17 protein-coding genes are annotated in these 16,012 nt (G+C 54.5%); 14 read left to right on the top strand and 3 right to left on the bottom strand.

Going from position 1 to position 16,012, the window contains the following annotated elements; translation table 11 throughout:
* Positions 1–33: 33 nt before the first annotated feature.
* From MLE19_RS11800 to dtd, 7 genes are all read left to right on the top strand, one after another.
* Positions 34–594, top strand: coding sequence for a TRAP transporter small permease subunit (locus tag MLE19_RS11800; RefSeq protein WP_240718380.1), 561 nt, complete (start codon positions 34–36; stop codon positions 592–594).
* Positions 594–1,997, top strand: a complete 1,404-nt coding sequence (locus tag MLE19_RS11795; protein ID WP_240718379.1) for a TRAP transporter large permease — start codon at positions 594–596, stop codon at positions 1,995–1,997. The genes MLE19_RS11800 and MLE19_RS11795 overlap by 1 nt, the downstream gene beginning before the upstream one ends.
* 173 nt (positions 1,998–2,170) lie before the next feature.
* Complete coding sequence (locus MLE19_RS11790; protein WP_240718378.1) at positions 2,171–3,283, top strand: TRAP transporter substrate-binding protein; 1,113 nt, start codon at positions 2,171–2,173, stop codon at positions 3,281–3,283.
* A gap of 132 nt (positions 3,284–3,415) precedes the next feature.
* Positions 3,416–4,246, top strand: a complete 831-nt coding sequence (gene thiD / locus MLE19_RS11785) for a bifunctional hydroxymethylpyrimidine kinase/phosphomethylpyrimidine kinase (protein WP_240718377.1) — start codon at positions 3,416–3,418, stop codon at positions 4,244–4,246.
* A gap of 127 nt (positions 4,247–4,373) precedes the next feature.
* The gene (locus tag MLE19_RS11780) at positions 4,374–5,219 is read left to right on the top strand and encodes a universal stress protein (protein WP_240718376.1); all 846 of its coding nucleotides are present in this window, start codon (positions 4,374–4,376) and stop codon (positions 5,217–5,219) included.
* Between the two features lie 100 nt (positions 5,220–5,319).
* Complete coding sequence (locus MLE19_RS11775; RefSeq protein WP_240718375.1) at positions 5,320–5,916, top strand: chalcone isomerase family protein; 597 nt, start codon at positions 5,320–5,322, stop codon at positions 5,914–5,916.
* A 63-nt stretch (positions 5,917–5,979) separates the two neighbouring features.
* Complete coding sequence (gene dtd / locus MLE19_RS11770) at positions 5,980–6,417, top strand: D-aminoacyl-tRNA deacylase (RefSeq protein ID WP_240718374.1); 438 nt, start codon at positions 5,980–5,982, stop codon at positions 6,415–6,417.
* A 14-nt stretch (positions 6,418–6,431) separates the two neighbouring features.
* Here the strand turns inward: dtd and MLE19_RS11765 are convergent, their stop codons facing one another.
* Positions 6,432–8,408, bottom strand: a complete 1,977-nt coding sequence (locus MLE19_RS11765; protein ID WP_240718373.1) for an ATP-binding cassette domain-containing protein — start codon at positions 8,406–8,408, stop codon at positions 6,432–6,434.
* 29 nt (positions 8,409–8,437) lie between these two features.
* On the opposite strand from MLE19_RS11765, the gene MLE19_RS11760 reads away from it, so the two are divergent.
* The 7 genes from MLE19_RS11760 (at position 8,438) to MLE19_RS11730 (ending at position 14,807) form a co-directional block, all read left to right on the top strand.
* Entirely contained in the window at positions 8,438–9,025 is a 588-nt protein-coding gene (locus MLE19_RS11760) for a TIGR02444 family protein (RefSeq protein ID WP_240718372.1), read from the top strand.
* Positions 9,026–9,209: 184 nt separating this feature from the next.
* On the top strand, positions 9,210–10,256 hold the full coding sequence (gene dctP / locus MLE19_RS11755) for a TRAP transporter substrate-binding protein DctP (protein ID WP_240718371.1): 1,047 nt from the start codon (positions 9,210–9,212) through the stop codon (positions 10,254–10,256).
* 282 nt (positions 10,257–10,538) lie between these two features.
* Positions 10,539–11,117 (top strand): TRAP transporter small permease, encoded by a 579-nt coding sequence (locus MLE19_RS11750; protein WP_240718370.1) that lies wholly within the window; start codon positions 10,539–10,541, stop codon positions 11,115–11,117.
* Positions 11,118–11,147: 30 nt separating this feature from the next.
* Positions 11,148–12,431, top strand: coding sequence for a TRAP transporter large permease (locus tag MLE19_RS11745; RefSeq protein WP_240718369.1), 1,284 nt, complete (start codon positions 11,148–11,150; stop codon positions 12,429–12,431).
* A 21-nt stretch (positions 12,432–12,452) separates the two neighbouring features.
* On the top strand, positions 12,453–12,896 hold the full coding sequence (locus MLE19_RS11740; RefSeq protein ID WP_240718368.1) for a universal stress protein: 444 nt from the start codon (positions 12,453–12,455) through the stop codon (positions 12,894–12,896).
* 141 nt (positions 12,897–13,037) lie between these two features.
* Positions 13,038–13,718: an FKBP-type peptidyl-prolyl cis-trans isomerase gene (locus tag MLE19_RS11735; protein WP_240718367.1), complete on the top strand. Its 681-nt coding sequence runs from the start codon at positions 13,038–13,040 to the stop codon at positions 13,716–13,718.
* A 3-nt stretch (positions 13,719–13,721) separates the two neighbouring features.
* Entirely contained in the window at positions 13,722–14,807 is a 1,086-nt protein-coding gene (locus tag MLE19_RS11730; RefSeq protein ID WP_240718366.1) for a PHB depolymerase family esterase, read from the top strand.
* A gap of 5 nt (positions 14,808–14,812) precedes the next feature.
* On the opposite strand, the gene MLE19_RS11725 is transcribed toward MLE19_RS11730, so the two are convergent.
* Together MLE19_RS11725 and MLE19_RS11720 are read right to left on the bottom strand one after the other, a co-directional pair.
* Positions 14,813–15,406 carry an SCO family protein gene (locus tag MLE19_RS11725; protein ID WP_240718365.1) on the bottom strand — a complete coding sequence of 198 codons (594 nt, stop codon included), beginning with the start codon at positions 15,404–15,406 and terminating at the stop codon, positions 14,813–14,815.
* 5 nt (positions 15,407–15,411) lie between these two features.
* Positions 15,412–15,915: a hypothetical protein gene (locus MLE19_RS11720; RefSeq protein ID WP_240718364.1), complete on the bottom strand. Its 504-nt coding sequence runs from the start codon at positions 15,913–15,915 to the stop codon at positions 15,412–15,414.
* Positions 15,916–16,012: the final 97 nt, after the last annotated feature.

The raw sequence follows: 16,012 nt of genomic DNA, 5'->3' as shown, positions 1-16,012 counted from the left end.
ACCCCCCTTAGTCGTTTTACGCGAGACACTTCCATGTCGGACACAACACAACTACCTGCGTTTATTGGTGCGCTGGACCGCGCTTCTGAGTGGTTCGGGCGTACCCTTGCGTGGCTGATCATCATTATGATGTTGATTCAGTTCGCGATTGTACTGCTTCGTTATGCTTTCAGTGTGAACAGCATTTTCATGCAAGAGCTCGTCATGTATATGCACGCGAGTGTCTTTATGCTTGCGGCTGCCTATACCTTCCGCCACGACGGTCACGTGCGGGTCGACATCTTCTATCGGGGGATGACACCGCGCCGCCAGGCTTTAATCAATGTGGTGGGTATTATTACCCTGTTGATTCCCGTCATGGTCTTCATCATTGCTTCCAGCTTGGGCTATGTTTACAACTCCTGGCGTATCTTGGAAACCTCCTCCGATTACGGTGGTATTCCGGCTGTTTATGCACTGAAAACCTTAATACCGCTGTTTGCCGTGCTGATGATTGTGCAAGGCGTGATTGAGATTGTGCGCAATGGCTACGTGATGGCAGGGCGAATAGTGCCTTCTGCCACGGGTGGAAACCATCTTGAGGAGCGTGTTTGATGCTGGAATTTATGCCGCTTATTCTGTTTGCCGCCATCTGTGGTGTTTTGATGTTCGGTTTTCCTGTGGCGCTTTCGCTGGCGGGAACGGCGCTGCTGTTTGCCGGTATGGGGCTAGGCCTGGAAGCCATGGGTATCGACGCCAACTTTGATAGTGGCTATCTCGCTGCCTTGCCTAACCGGCTTTACGGCATTATGACCAACCAGACGCTGTTGGCGGTGCCGCTGTTTGTATTAATGGGCGTCTTGCTGGAAAAATCCAAAGTGGCGGAAACGCTATTGGATGCCATGGCGCTGCTATTTGGTTCAATGCGCGGTGGTTTGGGCATTTCGGTGACGTTAGTCGGTATGTTGATGGCGGCCTCAACCGGTATTGTTGGGGCCACAGTGGTCACCATGGGGTTGATGTCACTGCCCACCATGCTAAAGCGTGGCTACAGCACGTCGCTGGCGACCGGCACTATCTGTGCCACCGGTACGTTAGGTCAGATTATTCCGCCTTCCATCGCGTTGGTATTGCTGGGTGACGTGCTGTCATCGGCGTATCAACAAGCGCAGCTGGATATGGGAATTTTTAGCCCTAAAACGGTCTCCGTGGGCGATCTGTTTATGGGCGCTCTGGTGCCGGGGCTGCTGTTGGTCGTGATGTATATGGTTTACGTGGGCGTGGTGGCGTGGTTGCGCCCGCATATGGCACCTGCTGCTGACCGCGAAGAGTTAATGGCTGAACTGGGCCACACCTCCGGAATTGGCATGCTGTTGCTCAAAGGTCTGGTGCCGCCCGTTGTGCTGATTGTGGCGGTACTGGGTTCGATTCTAAGCGGCTTTGCAACGCCGACCGAAGCTTCCGCGGTCGGTGCCTTCGGTGCATTGGTGTTGGCGCTGGCTTATCGTCAGCTCGATTGGGCGACGTTGAAAGATGTGCTGCGCTCGACGACTCACGTCACCACCATGGTGTTTATGATCCTGATTGGTGCGGCGCTGTTTTCGCTGGTGTTTCGTGCTTACGGTGGCGAACACATGGTGACCGATCTATTTGAAAGTATGCCCGGCGGCGTAGTAGGCGCGACGATCATCGTTATGCTGGTTATCTTCCTGCTTGGCTTTATTCTCGATTTTATCGAGATTACCTTCGTAGTGGTGCCGATTGTCGGCCCGATTCTACTCGCCATGGGTTTAGACCCTATTTGGCTGGGTATTATGATCGCCATTAACCTACAAACGTCTTTCTTAACGCCACCATTTGGTTTTGCGCTGTTTTATCTGCGCGGTGTCGCGCCGCCTTCAGTGTCCACGTCGGCCATCTATCGCGGTGTCATTCCGTTCATCCTCATGCAGCTAAGCATGCTGCTATTGCTGACCTTTTTCCCCCAGTTGGCAACGTGGCTGCCAGAGCAGTTTTAACGCAGGAGTGATCTGTTGAATAACATCGCTGTTATCAACGCAAAGAAGTGGCAACCTAACTAAAAGCAATTAAGCTGCTTATCTATGGCTTGTAACAAACCGTCTAGCGCACTGCGCTAGACGGCGTTTTCCCTACCCATAATAGTAATAATAGAAAGTAAGAGGGTTATCGTATGAAAGCCAAAGCACTCCCTGTCGCCATCGCCATGACGACCGTTCTTTCAGCTAGCTTGCTGGTGGTATCAAGCTTTGAGAATCACGCCCAGGCTCAAGAGGACGAGTTCCGCTGGAAAATGGTGACGTCCTGGCCGAAAAACTTCCCCGGTGTTGGCCAAGGGCCTGAACGTCTTTCCCAGTTAGTGGATGAAATGTCGGATGGTCGCCTGACCATCGAAGTCTTCGGTGCCGGACAGCTGGTGCCGGGATTCGAGGTGTTTGACGCCGTTTCCGACGGTACCGCTGAACTTGGCCACTCCGCTTCCTACTACTGGAAAGGCAAAGCCCCCGCTGCCCAGTTCTTTGCCGCTGTGCCTTTTGGCATGAACGCTCAGGAGATGAACGCGTGGTTAAGCTTCGGCGGCGGTATGGAGCTTTGGAACGAGCTTTACGATGATTTCGGCGTAGACGTGCTGGTCGCGGGCGCCTCCGGCGTACAGATGGCCGGCTGGTATAACAAAGAGATCAATTCGGTTGCGGATCTTGAAGGCTTGAAAATGCGCATGCCAGGCCTGGGTGGCGAAGTGATGAGCCGCATGGGCGTTGCCATTGTTAACATGCCTGGCGGAGAAATCTTTACCTCGCTACAGTCGGGGGCGATTGACGCGACGGAGTGGATTGGTCCTTACAACGACCTAGCATTTGGCCTGCATCAAGCTGCCGATTATTACTACTACCCAGGCTGGCACGAGCCGACGGTCATGTTCGAAGCGATTGTTAACGAAGAGGCTTGGGCCGAGCTGCCAGCGGATCTACAGGCGATTCTGCGGACGGCTATTAGTGACGTTAACCAAAGCGTATTGGACGAATACACGGCGCGTAATAACGATGCGCTGGAAACCTTGGTGAACGAGCACGATGTTGAGCTGCGCCGAATCCCTGACGACGTACTTGCCCAAGCCCGCGAGTATTCGGCTGAGGTTGTGGGTGAGCTGGCGGCGTCAAGCGAATTGGCAACGCGAATCTATGACTCTTATAGCGCTTTCCAGGATAAGGTCGAGGATTACCACGCGATCTCTGAGCAGGCGTACTATAACGCCCGAAACCCAGAAGGCGACACGGCCGAGTAGTCTGTCGTATTGGATGCAGTAAGCCGCCTTCGGGCGGCTTTTTTGTATCAGACCAGGCATGTTTTAAGCAGCACAAGGCGCACAGCTTGGGTATCCTAGGGGGATGTGATGTTTTTGCCTTAAAGGAGCCCCATGTCTACCGATTCTCGCCTTCGCAATGTGCTTACCATCGCTGGCTCCGACCCATCCGGCGGTGCCGGTCTGCAGGGTGATTTGAAAACCTTTTCGGCGCTGGGTGTGTATGGCACCAATGTGATTACCGCCGTGATCGCCCAGAACACCTGTGGTGTGGCGTCGGTGTATCCGGTACCAGCCCAAGCGATTCGTGGGCAGTTAGAGCATCTACTCGATGACGTCACGCTGGACGCAGTCAAAATTGGCATGGTGGCCAGCCGCGAGGTGGCTGAGGTGATTGCCGACGTATTGGGTCAGCGTCGTCCACGTTGGATTGTGCTCGACCCGGTGATGGTCGCTAAGAGCGGCGATATATTGGTTGATGATGCTGGTATCCGCGCCGTGCGGGATATTTTGGTGCCGCTCGCCGATGTGATTACCCCCAACCTGCCGGAGGCCGCGGTACTGCTGGATTCGCCATCGCCCACTAGCCTGGACGAGATGGAAGCGATGCTTCCAGGGCTGACGCAGTTGGGCGCCCCCTATGTGGTATTGAAAGGCGGACATCTACGCGGAGCAACCTGTCCGGATCTGCTGGCGACTCCCAGCGGCCACGAATGGCTGCCCGCTTCGCGCATCGCGACCGACAATTTGCATGGCACAGGCTGTGCGCTCTCTTCAGCCATTGCCGCTTGCCTAGCGAAACTACCACAGGATATCAGCACGGACGCACCGGTAACGGCTATTAGTGAGGCCAAACAATGGCTTCACCAAGCCTTAGAGGCGAGCGTGCGTTTAAATGTCGGTAAAGGGCGCGGTCCAGTGCACCATTTTCATGCCTGGTGGTAAGCCCAAACACTATTGGGCTATAGCAGAGCATCTAGTTGCTTGCGAGAAGTCGCATTGCACACCATGCTGAAGAGTGTTTGCTTAATGGCTTGTAAGGCTGAGCTGCTCAGCCGAGGAGCTTTTTGCTATGCCTCGTACACTTCTGTTTGCCACTGATCTCTCAGCCGACAATCGTGCCGCCTTTGCACGTGCGCTGCGTTTAGCCTACACCCAAGGCGTTCAGTTAGACGTACTCCATGTGTTGGACCCATATCTTCCACGGCGTGTCCTGCTGGATGTAGAGAGCGCGGTAGTAGAAGACATCACCACCACGTTGACCGATCTGCGCGAAGACTACGCGCTAGAGGCGCCGAAAACACTGATCCAAACAGTGACCGGTTCGCCCCATGTCGAGATCGTTCGCGAAGCTCACGAACGCAACGCCGAGCTGATAGTGCTGGGTATGCACCGCAAGCGTGGGCAAAAAGACCTGCTGGCGGGCACGACGGTGATGCGAGTACTCCGAAGCGCCCCTTGCCCGGTGGTAGTAGCTTCCTACCAGCCTACGCAACCGTGGGAGCATATTTTGGTGCCGATCGACTTTTCGCTCACTGCGCGACACACCTTAAAAGAGGCGCTGATTCGCTTTCCTGAAGCGACACTCACTCTGCTACACGCCTGGACGCTACCCGGCGAGCGTGAGTTAGGGTCGCAGGCAAATTATGCCCATTGGCGTGATCATGAAGTTCAGCGCCTGCGCGAACAACTGACCAGCGAAGTCGATAACCTAATGCGCGAGCTAGACGGCGTGCCCGATGTTGAGCTAGTGGTCGAGCAGGGCGCCCCCTGCGATGTATTGCGGGCGTATATGAAGCGCCACTCGCCGGATCTCGTGATGATTGGCAGTCGCGGGCAGCCCCATCACACCAGCCAGCTAACCGAGATGCTGCTGTGTGAGCCGCACTGCGATTTAATGCTCTGCCGCGCCTGGTAGGCACTCAATCATTAAAGCGCTTTGCGAAGACGCTATATATTGTACGAAACCTTTATTGGGTGTATTGCTATGTATAGTAATGCTGCCCGGAGGAGGTTTTATGTCCATGCCAATCAACGTCTACATGCCGCGTGTTCAGCGCGTCGTTCCAACGGCTTTACTGTTGGTGGGGTTACTGCTGTCCCCTTGGGTGATAGCTAGTAGCGTGTCAGAAAAGGGCGAGTCGTTTAGACAGGTTGTAGAAGAAGACGGTCAGCGCTATGTATTGATGGGCAGTGGCGTGTTCCGCTATATGATCTGGACGGCCTACGCAGGCGCGTATTATCAGTTGGAAGGTGAAACGCAGCCACAGCCCTTGAGCAATGTTTCACGACGCTTGGAGCTTGCCTATTTTCATGCTATTGAAGCCAGCGACTTTGCTGAAGCCACTGAGAAAACGCTCAAAGATACCCTTACGCTGTATGAATTCAATCAGATTGAAGAACCGCTTGCGCGCCTGAATCAGCGCTATCGCGATGTCGTACCTGGCGACCGTTACCTGCTTAGCTGGAACGGCGAGCAGCTGCGCCTAGCCCTCAATGGTGAGGTGTTGTTTGAAGAGGAGAGTGCCGAGTTTGCCAGCGCAATGTTTAGTATTTGGCTCGGCGAGCGCCCGTTGGGTGAAGATTTCCGCGATGCACTATTAGGAAGAAATTAACCCAGTAAGAAAAATTAACTCACGATGGTTACAATAACCGTTGGTTAGTTAAGGAGACGTGGTGTGAAGGCACTCATTCAGCGCGTAAAGCGTGCCAGCGTAGAAGTGGAAGGTGATGTTATAGGAAGTATCGATCACGGGCTGCTGGCGCTGGTAGGGGTAGAGAAACACGATGATGAGGCAGCGGTGGAAAAACTGCTGCATAAGCTGCTTCACTACCGGGTATTCAGCGATGCTGAAGGCAAAATGAATCACAACCTGCAGCAGGTGAACGGCGGCTTGCTGCTCGTCTCCCAGTTCACTCTGGCGGCAGATACCCGCAAGGGGCTGCGGCCGAGTTTCTCCAGCGCCGCTCCACCAGCCCAGGGCGAAGAACTGTTTAACGTGCTGGTGGCGCGGGCTCGCACGGCTTGGCCAAACGTGGCCACCGGGGAATTTGGCGCCGATATGCAGGTGGCGCTGATCAACGATGGCCCGGTAACGTTTTTGCTGGAAAGCTAGCTCGGTTTTGAAGACTAACTTTCCACGCCTTCGCTGGCGAGCAGCTCGGCTTCCATTGTCTCCAATGCCTCTTCAGCGCTGAGCCACTGCCGTTCTGACTCATCCAGGCGCGCTTTAATTTCAGCCTGCTGGCTCAGCGTCTTGGTGAGTTCGGCTTTACGAGCGCTGTCGGTATAGAGTTCTGGGTCTGCCAGCACTTGTTCTACCTGATCAAGTTCCTGCTGGGCCTTTTCCATGGCTTTTTCTGCCTGGTCACGCTGCTTTTTCAGCGGGCGCAGCTTCTCGCGCAGTTCGGCGGCCGCTTTGCGCGATGCTTTACGCGCTTCGCGGCTATCGCCGCTGGGTTGTTGGTTCTGGCGCTCGGCTTTTTCGCCGCGGGAGTCCCGGCGGCTCTCTTCCAAACGCGCTTTGAGCCAAACCCGGTAGTCTTCCAAATCGCCATCGAAGGGCTCGACGCGGTTATCCGCCACTTTCCAGAATTCATCAACTGTGGCGCGTAGCAAGTGACGGTCGTGTGAGACCAGGATAACCGTGCCCTCGAAACTGGCCAGCGCCTGGGTCAGCGCCTCGCGCATCTCTAAGTCCAGGTGGTTAGTGGGCTCATCAAGCAGTAGCAGGTTGGGTTTTTGCCAAGCCACCAGCGCCAGTGCCAGGCGGGCTTTTTCGCCACCAGAGTAGTTGGCCACTGTGCCGAAGGCGTCATCGCCCTTAAAACCAAAGCCGCCCAGAAAGTTACGGATATCCTGATCGCTGGCGGTGGGAGAAAGGCGTTGCACGTGCACAAAGGGCGTCGAAGAAACGTCCAAGCCTTCTAACTGATGCTGAGCGAAGTAACCAATCGCCAAATGTTCGCCGGGTACGCGCTTACCATTCAGTAGCTCAAGCTCACCGGTCAGCGATTTGATCAGCGTCGATTTACCCGCGCCGTTGGGGCCCAACAGGCCAATGCGGCTGCCAGGCAGCAGAGTCACGTTGACCTTGTCTAACTGGACGTTGTCGTCACTTCCATCGCCCGTTTTACCGCGATAGCCTAACTGCGCCTGGTCCAGCACTAGTAGCGGACGCGAGGTCTTATCGGCGGCGGGCAGGGTGAAGTGGAAGGGGGAGTCCACGTGAGCAACGGCAATATCTTCCATACGCTCGAGCATTTTTACCCGGCTTTGCGCCTGCTTCGCTTTGGTTGCCTGAGCCTTGAAGCGGGCGATAAAACGCTCTATCTCTTCCCGGCGCGCTTGCTGCTTGGCGGCTTCAGCCTGCTGCAGGGCGAGCTTTTCGGCCCGGGTGCGCTCAAACTGGGAGTAATTGCCGCGGTAAAGCTCCAGTGTCTGGTGATGCATATGCACAATGTGGTCGCATACCGCATCCAAAAAGTCACGGTCGTGGGAAATCAGCAGCAGCGTGCCGGGGTAGCGGGTCAGCCACTGCTCCAGCCACAGCAGGGCGTCCAAATCCAAGTGGTTGGTCGGCTCATCCAGCAGCAGCAGGTCGGAAGGCATAAACAGCGTACGGGCGAGGTTGACCCGCATCCGCCAGCCGCCGGAAAACGCCGAGAGTGGGCGGCTGAGGTCGGTCTGCACAAAGCCCAGCCCAACCAGCAGTTGCGCTGCCCGTGACTCGGCGCGGTAGCCATCCAGCGTTTCGATTAACCCATGCAGCTCGGCTTCACGATGGGCTTCACCCGCTTCGCGGGCAGCCAGTAAGTCGGCTTCTGCCTGGCGTAGCGCTACATCGCCATCAAGTACATACTCAATAATAGGACGATCAAGGGCGTCGACTTCCTGGGCCATATGCGCGATGCGCTGGCCGCCGCTCATCTCGACATCCCCCTGATCGGGACCAAGCTCACCCAGCAGTAGTTTGAACAAACTCGATTTACCGGCGCCGTTTGCCCCGATAATGCCGGCCTTGACCCCGTTGTTAAGGGTCACATCCGCATTGTCGAGTAGCGTTTGCGTGCCGCGTTGCAGGGCGACTTGGCGCAGTGCGATCATGCTTTCTCCCGGAAAAAGTGGGTCATACGATGCTAAAGACGATTGCGCTTGATTCTACCCGATTGCAGCGCTTACAGCAGACACCGTTATGGGATTTTGCCATAGCGCTCTATGCCAAGCCCGGCGTTGAAGAGGCTTGCCTGTCGCTTCAGGAGGAGGCCGGGCTGGACGTTTGCGAGGTGCTGTTTCATTGCTGGCTTTATGCCAGCGGCCTGGAAGCTACTCCCTCAGCACTCGCTCACCAGCGTGAACAACGCCGCCTTTGGCAGTGCCAAGTGACGGAGGTATTGCGCGGGTTGCGCCGCGATTTGAAAGCCACAGCTACCTCTAACGACTCCGTGAAGGCGTTGCGCGAGACGATAAAGCAGGCGGAGCTAATGGCCGAGCGTGAGAATCTTCAACGTTGGCAAACGTGGGCTTGCGAAGCGCAAAACCATGAGCAGCGTGTAGCTAACATCGCCGATATGCCGCAAGATGTGGCTAAATGGCTGCTAAATCAGCTGCTTTTTAGCCAAAGTGCTGATCCCGGTAGCGGCGGTTCAAATGAGCAAAATGGCTGCTTCCATTCGCTACAAACGCTTACTTACCAGCTTGACCCTCAACAAGGAGCGCGCTAGCCTGAATTTAAGCTGATTTTGAAATACCTAGCGTTATTCGACTGCTAGCAGACAATAAAAGCAGCGCCATTGTCGGTTAGCGAACAGCGATTAGCGAATAACAGTGTCGTGTTGAGATACGCGTGGATTATCTAGGTTCTTGCGCACTTCTATAGCGCGCTTACCACTGCAAGGGGAACACCGTATGAAGGCAAGCAAACCCGTATTTAATCGTTCTGTCACCACCAAATTAGTCACATCGGCAAGCGTGGGTGCACTGTTGATGGGCATGACAGCTGTCGCGCAAGCGGACAACTGGCGTTACGCTCATGAAGAGTATGAAGGCGACGTACAGGATGTCTTTGCCTATGCTTTTAAAGAGCATATCGAAGAGAACTCCGATCACACGGTTCAGGTCTACCGCTTTGGTGAGCTGGGCGAGTCTGACGATATTATGGAGCAGACGCAGAACGGTATTCTGCAGTTTGTGAACCAGTCGCCCGGCTTTACCGGTGCACTGATTCCTGAAGCACAAATTTTCTTCATTCCTTACCTGCTGCCGACCGACGAAGAGACCGTACTGACGTTCTTCGAAGAAAGCGAAGCCATCAACGAGATGTTCCCAGAGCTTTATGCCGAACAAGGCCTTGAGCTACTGAAGATGTACCCGGAAGGCGAAATGGTCATCACAACCGACGAGCCGATCAGCTCGCCGGAAGATATGGATAATAAGAAAATCCGTACCATGACCAACCCGCTTCTGTCAGAAACCTACGACGCCTTTGGTGCGACACCAACGCCGCTACCGTGGGGTGAAGTATATGGTGGTCTGCAGACCGGTATCATTGATGGTCAAGAGAACCCGATTTTCTGGATCGAGTCCGGTGGTTTGTATGAGGTGTCTCCGCACCTAACGTTTACTGGCCACGGCTGGTTCACTACCGCGATGATGGCCAACCAGGATTTCTATTCAGGCCTGTCTGAAGAAGATCAAACTCTGGTGCAAGAAGCTTCACAAGCGGCTTATGACCACACCATTGAACACATCCAAGGTTTGGCTGAAGAGTCGCTAGCTAAAATTCAGGAAGCGTCTGATGAAGTGACCGTTACACGTCTGGATGAAGAGCAAATCCAAGCGTTCCGTGATCGCGCGCCACAGGTTGAAGAAGCGTTCTTGGAAATGACTGGCGACAAGGGCCAAGAGCTGCTTGAACAGTTCAAAGCCGATCTTGAAGCTGTTAGCAACGAGTAATCAACCGCATACCGCATCGGTAAGATGGGCGATTAACCCGAAGGGGCAGCAAAGGCTGCCCCTTTTTTATGTTGTTGCGGTAAGGTGCAGGTTATCTAGCTGGGTTTTATCAACATTACCGTTGGTTACGTACATCTAGCGTTGAATCACCCACGGCGTCATGCCGTTACGCTAGTGATAATTCCTCGCTAAATAGGCAGAGTGGGACTGGAATAACGCTGTGTTAATTGTGCCAGCGGCACTGAACTGATGCCGTTAAAGCCGTTAGAAAGGAGTCCGGCCATGACCGACGAAGAGATGGAAAAGAATTACCACTCCGGTTTGCCGGGGATATTAGGTGTGATCGACACTGCAATTAGCAAAATGGAAGCCGTGATTCTTGCGATGGGCGTTTTGCTAATGGCGCTGAATACGGTCACCAACGTCGTTGCCCGCTTTGTGTTTGGCAACAGCATTATGTTTTCCGGTGAGTTAAACCGGATTTTGATTATTATGATCACCTTTGCGGGTATTGGTTACGCTGCCCGCCACGGTCGCCATATTCGCATGTCAGCTATCTACGATGCCCTGCCGGTAGGTGGGCGCAGAGTGCTAATGATCTGCATTGCACTGTTCACATCGCTCGTGATGTTTTTCCTGCTCTACTATTCGATTGTTTATATTCTGGATCTGTATAGCAAAGGTCGTGTACTGCCTTCCATGGGCTTGCCGATCTGGATTATCTACCTTTGGGTGCCGATGGGTTTTTTGATTACTGGTATTCAATACCTGCTGACCGCCGTTAAAAACTTCACCTCTCACGATGTCTATCTCTCGACGGGTGTGGTGGATGGTTACAAAGACACCGAAACTGAAGTTTGACGCACAGCACTGCACTCTAGGGGAATAGCTATGACGACAATAATGGTCTCCACTATGATTGCCCTGCTGTTGCTGGGCTTTCCTATGATGATCCCGCTGATTACCGCTGCGGTAATTGGCTTCTATATGATGTTTAACGGCTTCGGTCAGATGGATACGCTAATCCAGCAAATGATGGCAGGGATACGACCCGCTTCACTGATTGCCGTGCCGATGTTTATTCTTGCTGCCGACATCATGACCCGCGGGCAATCCGCGAACCGCTTAATTGATATGGTGATGTCGTTTATCGGTCATATCAAAGGTGGTTTGGCGGTGAGCACCGCAGCCTCATGCACGCTGTTTGGCGCCGTTTCGGGCTCAACTCAAGCAACGGTGGTGGCTGTAGGCTCACCACTGCGCCCGAAAATGCTGAAAGCGGGCTACTCTGACTCGTTTACGCTGGCGCTGATCATTAATGCCAGCGACATCGCGTTTTTAATTCCGCCCAGTATCGGCATGATTATTTACGGGGTTATCTCAGGCACATCCATCGGCGAGCTGTTTATTGCCGGGATTGGCCCAGGCTTGATGATTCTGATGATGTTTTCGGCTTACAGCATTATTTACGCCATCGTAAAAGACGTACCCACCGAACCAAAATCAAGCTGGAAGCAGCGTGCTGTGGCCGTGCAGCAAGCACTGTGGCCACTCGGTTTCCCGGTGATTATTGTTGGCGGTATTTATGGCGGTATTTTCAGCCCAACGGAAGCCGCTGCTGCCTGCGTGCTGTATGCCGTTTTGCTTGAGTTTGTGGTCTTCCGCTCGCTGAAAATGAACGATATTTATGCCATTGCAAAATCAACCGGCTTGATCACCGCGGTAGTGTTCATTCTGGTTGCCGTCGGCAATGGTTTCTCGTGGATTATTTCGTTTGCCCAGATCCCCCAGATGATCCTGGAAGCAGTGGGGGTCAATGACGCCGGGCCGACGGGCGTGCTGATTGCCATCTGTATCTCCTTCTTTGTGGCGTGCATGTTCGTTGACCCTATCGTGGTCATCCTGGTGCTAACACCGATTTTCGCACCGGCGATTGCCGCAACGGGCTTGGATCCCGTACTGGTGGGTATTTTGATAACGCTACAAGTGGCGATAGGTTCGGCAACGCCGCCCTTTGGGTGCGATATATTTACCGCCATTGCGATCTTTAAACGCCCCTATTGGGATGTGATCAAAGGCACTCCGCCGTTTATTTTCATGCTGATTTTAGCGGCCGCCCTGTTGATCATGTTCCCGCAAATTGCGCTGTTCCTGCGCGACGTTGCCTTCCGCTAAACAGCCACAAGGAGTACGCGAATGTTTAATCGCATTTTAGTCCCGGTGGATGGATCAAAAGGCGCCCTAAGGGCGCTGGAGAAAGCGGTGGGCTTGCATATGCTAACGGGTGCCGAGCTTTACCTGCTGTGCGTGTTTAAACATCACAGCCTGTTGGAAGCCTCGCTTTCCATGGTGAGGCCGAATCAGCTGGATATTCCAGACGATGCGTTGAAGGAGTACGCCACGGAGATCGCCGTGCACGCGAAATCGCATGCTATTGAATTGGGGGCTGATGGCTCCCGGGTGCGCGCCTTTGTTAAAGGCGGGCGCCCCTCGCGGATTATTGTACGTTTTGCTCGTAAGCGGGAGTGCGATCTAATCGTGATCGGTGCCCAGGGCACCAACGGCGAGAAGAACCCGCTGCTGGGTAGCGTCTCTCAGCGCGTTGCCGGCGCGGCGCACTGTCCTACGCTGGTTGTCTAAACGCGCTAAACCTCTCTCTCATTTTGTGGTCTTATTAACACCCACTCCCTGGAAGATGCAGCTCGGGGCAGTGGGTGTTAGTCTTTGCGTAACACTGATTTGGCGTTCAGCGCCGTTATATAAAAGATAAAAGGATCTTTCATGAAACTACTGCTCTCTACAACGGCTCTGACGGGTTTGCTTTTGGTTGCCCCTTTTGCAGCGGCAGCGCCAGAAACCGATGAACAGCGCTTGGCTTATAGCCTGGGTGTCACCCTGGGTGAAAGTATGCAGGCGGACATCGAAGACCTCGACTTAGAAGCGTTTAACGACGGCATGAGCGATGTTTTTGAAGGCAATGACTTGGCGTTGACAGAAGAAGAGATGACGCAGGCGCTAATGGACTTCCAAGAGCAGTCAATGCAAGCGCGCGAAGCGGAAGCCGAGGAAATGGCTCAGAACAATCTTGAAGAGGGTGAAGCTTTCCTCGCTGAGAACGCTGAACGCGAAGAAGTGACCGTAACGGATTCTGGCCTTCAGTATGAAGTGCTTGAGTCGGGCGATGGCGCGACACCTGGCCCGGAAGACACGGTTGAAGTGAACTACGAAGGCATGCTGCTTGACGGCACGGTGTTTGATAGCTCCTTTGAGCGCGGCGAATCTGTCAGCTTCCAAACCAACCAAGTGATCGAAGGCTGGCAGGAAGCGCTGCAGATGATGAGCGTTGGCGATAGCTGGATGCTATACATCCCTGCTGATATTGCCTACGGCGAAAATGGTCAAGGGCCTATCGGACCCAATGAAGTATTGACGTTCCGCGTTGAACTGTTAGGCGTCGAATAAGCGATGCTCTCAGCCCCCCACTTCACGACGCGCCCGATCGCTTACGCGCTACTTTGCATCGGCATAGGTGTACCACTGAGCGCCCAGGCTGAGACAGCCGATGAGCCGGACGAGTTGCCCGCCTTGGGAGCTGCTGTCGATCGAGCAAGCGTGGTGGGGGTATCATCGGGCGGCTATATGGCGACGCAGCTAGTGGTTGCTTGGCCGGAGCGGTTTAGCGGCGTGGGGGTGCTAGCGGCGGGGCCGTGGAGCTGTGCCCAAGGCTCGCTGAGCTTGGCGCTTAATCAATGCATGATGACCCGCCGCGGCGAGCCAGCCTTAGACGAGTTAGAGAGTCGTCACAATCGTTACTTAGCACTTGAACAGGTAGGTAGCGCAGAAGACCTTAGCCAGCTCAGAGCCTATTTATGGCATGGGGAAGAGGATGAGGTGGTAGAGCCCGTGCTGGGTGACCTGCTGGCTGAACAGTGGGAACGGTGGCTTGCCTCTCCTGATCAGTTGCGCGTTGCGCGTAGTGAAGATGCGGGGCACGGCTGGCCGGTGCGCCTACCTAACGATGCATCGCCTGGTCCGGAAGAGTGGGGCGATTGCGGCCAGGGCGGCGGGAGTTATGTGCTTGCCTGCGATGAAGATATCGCCGGTGACATGATGAATTGGCTCTACCCTGAGCGTGAGATACCCAGTGATGGCGAGCAGGGCGGTCAATTAATCGCCTTCGATCAATCTGAATTTGCGGTAAAAGGCTTAGCTGACACCGGCTACGTGTATATACCCGAAGGGTGTGAAGCGGGCGAGTGCCCAGTGACGCTAGCGCTGCACGGTTGCCAAATGAATGTAGAGGCCATTGGCGATACGTTTGTGCGTTACACAGGGTTAAATGCCTGGGCATCGGATCATCAGCAAATTGTGCTTTATCCCCAGGCCGAAAGCAGTATGGCGAACCCGCAAGGCTGCTGGGACTGGTGGGGGTTTGCTGAAAGTACGTGGCAACTAAGCCCTCAGCACGATACCCGTAACGGTACCCAGATGGGCGCGTTAATGGCGATGCTGGATCGTTTGCAAGCTGCTCCCGAAAGCGGATCAGAGTGAGCGGACTAACCGCCCAGTTCACTCTCCAATGCCGAGACTAAGCCATGGGGGGTGGGCGAGTAGAGTACCCGCTGAAGAATGTCACCCTCGCTGTTGACTAAAAAAAGCGAGGCGCTGTGATCAATGGTGTAAGCCATTGCTGAATCCGGTGCTTCGACTCTTCTCCAAATCACGCCATAGCGTGAAGCGACATCTTCAAGCTGTGCCTGACTGCCTACCGCACCAATAAACTCCTCACCGAAAAATCCCATGTACTCCTGCATGCGCTCAATCGTGTCGCGCTCAGGGTCAACGGTAATCATCACCGGCACCACACGCTCGCGCTGTGCATCAGTGAGCTGGGCCAGGGCTTGGCGTTTGACCGACTGCGTCATTGGGCAGATATCGGGGCAGTAGGTGTAACCAAACGACAGAATGGCGAGTTGGTCGTCATCCAACTGGGTCAACGAGAAATCTCCCTGAGTGGAGGGCATTTCTACGGGCCCACCCACGGGTTCGTCACTGTTGGGGGCGAAAGCGTATTGATAGAGGACGATGCCGCTGACCACGATTAATACAGCAGCCACTCCTGCGCCCATCCATAACGATTTACTTGCCATGTGCGTTAACTCCGAATCACGTCAAAATCGAACCAGCTGCCGACTTTACCCTCTGCGGTGTCCAGTATGACACGCGCTCGCCAGGGCATAACATTCTGGGTGCAAATCCCTACTTGGCCCTGGCCTTCAAAGTGGCCTGGGGTACTGGCGCTGAGGGCAAAACGGTGCAGGCCTAAGTCCATGTCCCTGCCCACAAAATCGACGTCAACCTGAGTGGCCGTCACACCATCGACCTCGACTTCCAGTGGTAATATCTCTAATGCGTCAATCCGCCCATCCGCTTGAACACGGAGAGTGATGCGGCCCTTATCGCCTAATGTGGCAGAACAAGGCGCTGCATGCAGGTTGCAGCTTGAAGCGGGTGGAAACCAGGTCACATCACTGTCTTGGTGCAGCCAATGGGCAAAGGCGTACCATGCACAGGCCGCCAGTGCTAAACCAGTGACCAGTATCAGTACCCTTAAAGCGGGGAAGCCCGCTGGGTATGCAGGTTTTGATATCATCTTCATGGCAGAATAATCGCTACGCAAGCCGTGAGGCGGGGAGTTGTCGCCATGGTAACAGTAATTGTGCCGATATCGCTGTGCTGGGATGTCGCAGGCAAAA

This window comes from Vreelandella neptunia (assembly GCF_022489065.1).
In the GTDB taxonomy this organism is placed as follows: Bacteria; Pseudomonadota; Gammaproteobacteria; order Pseudomonadales; family Halomonadaceae; genus Vreelandella; species Vreelandella neptunia_A.
The sequence above is the reverse complement of the archived record's forward strand: the minus strand, read 5'-3'. Positions and strand labels throughout refer to the sequence as shown.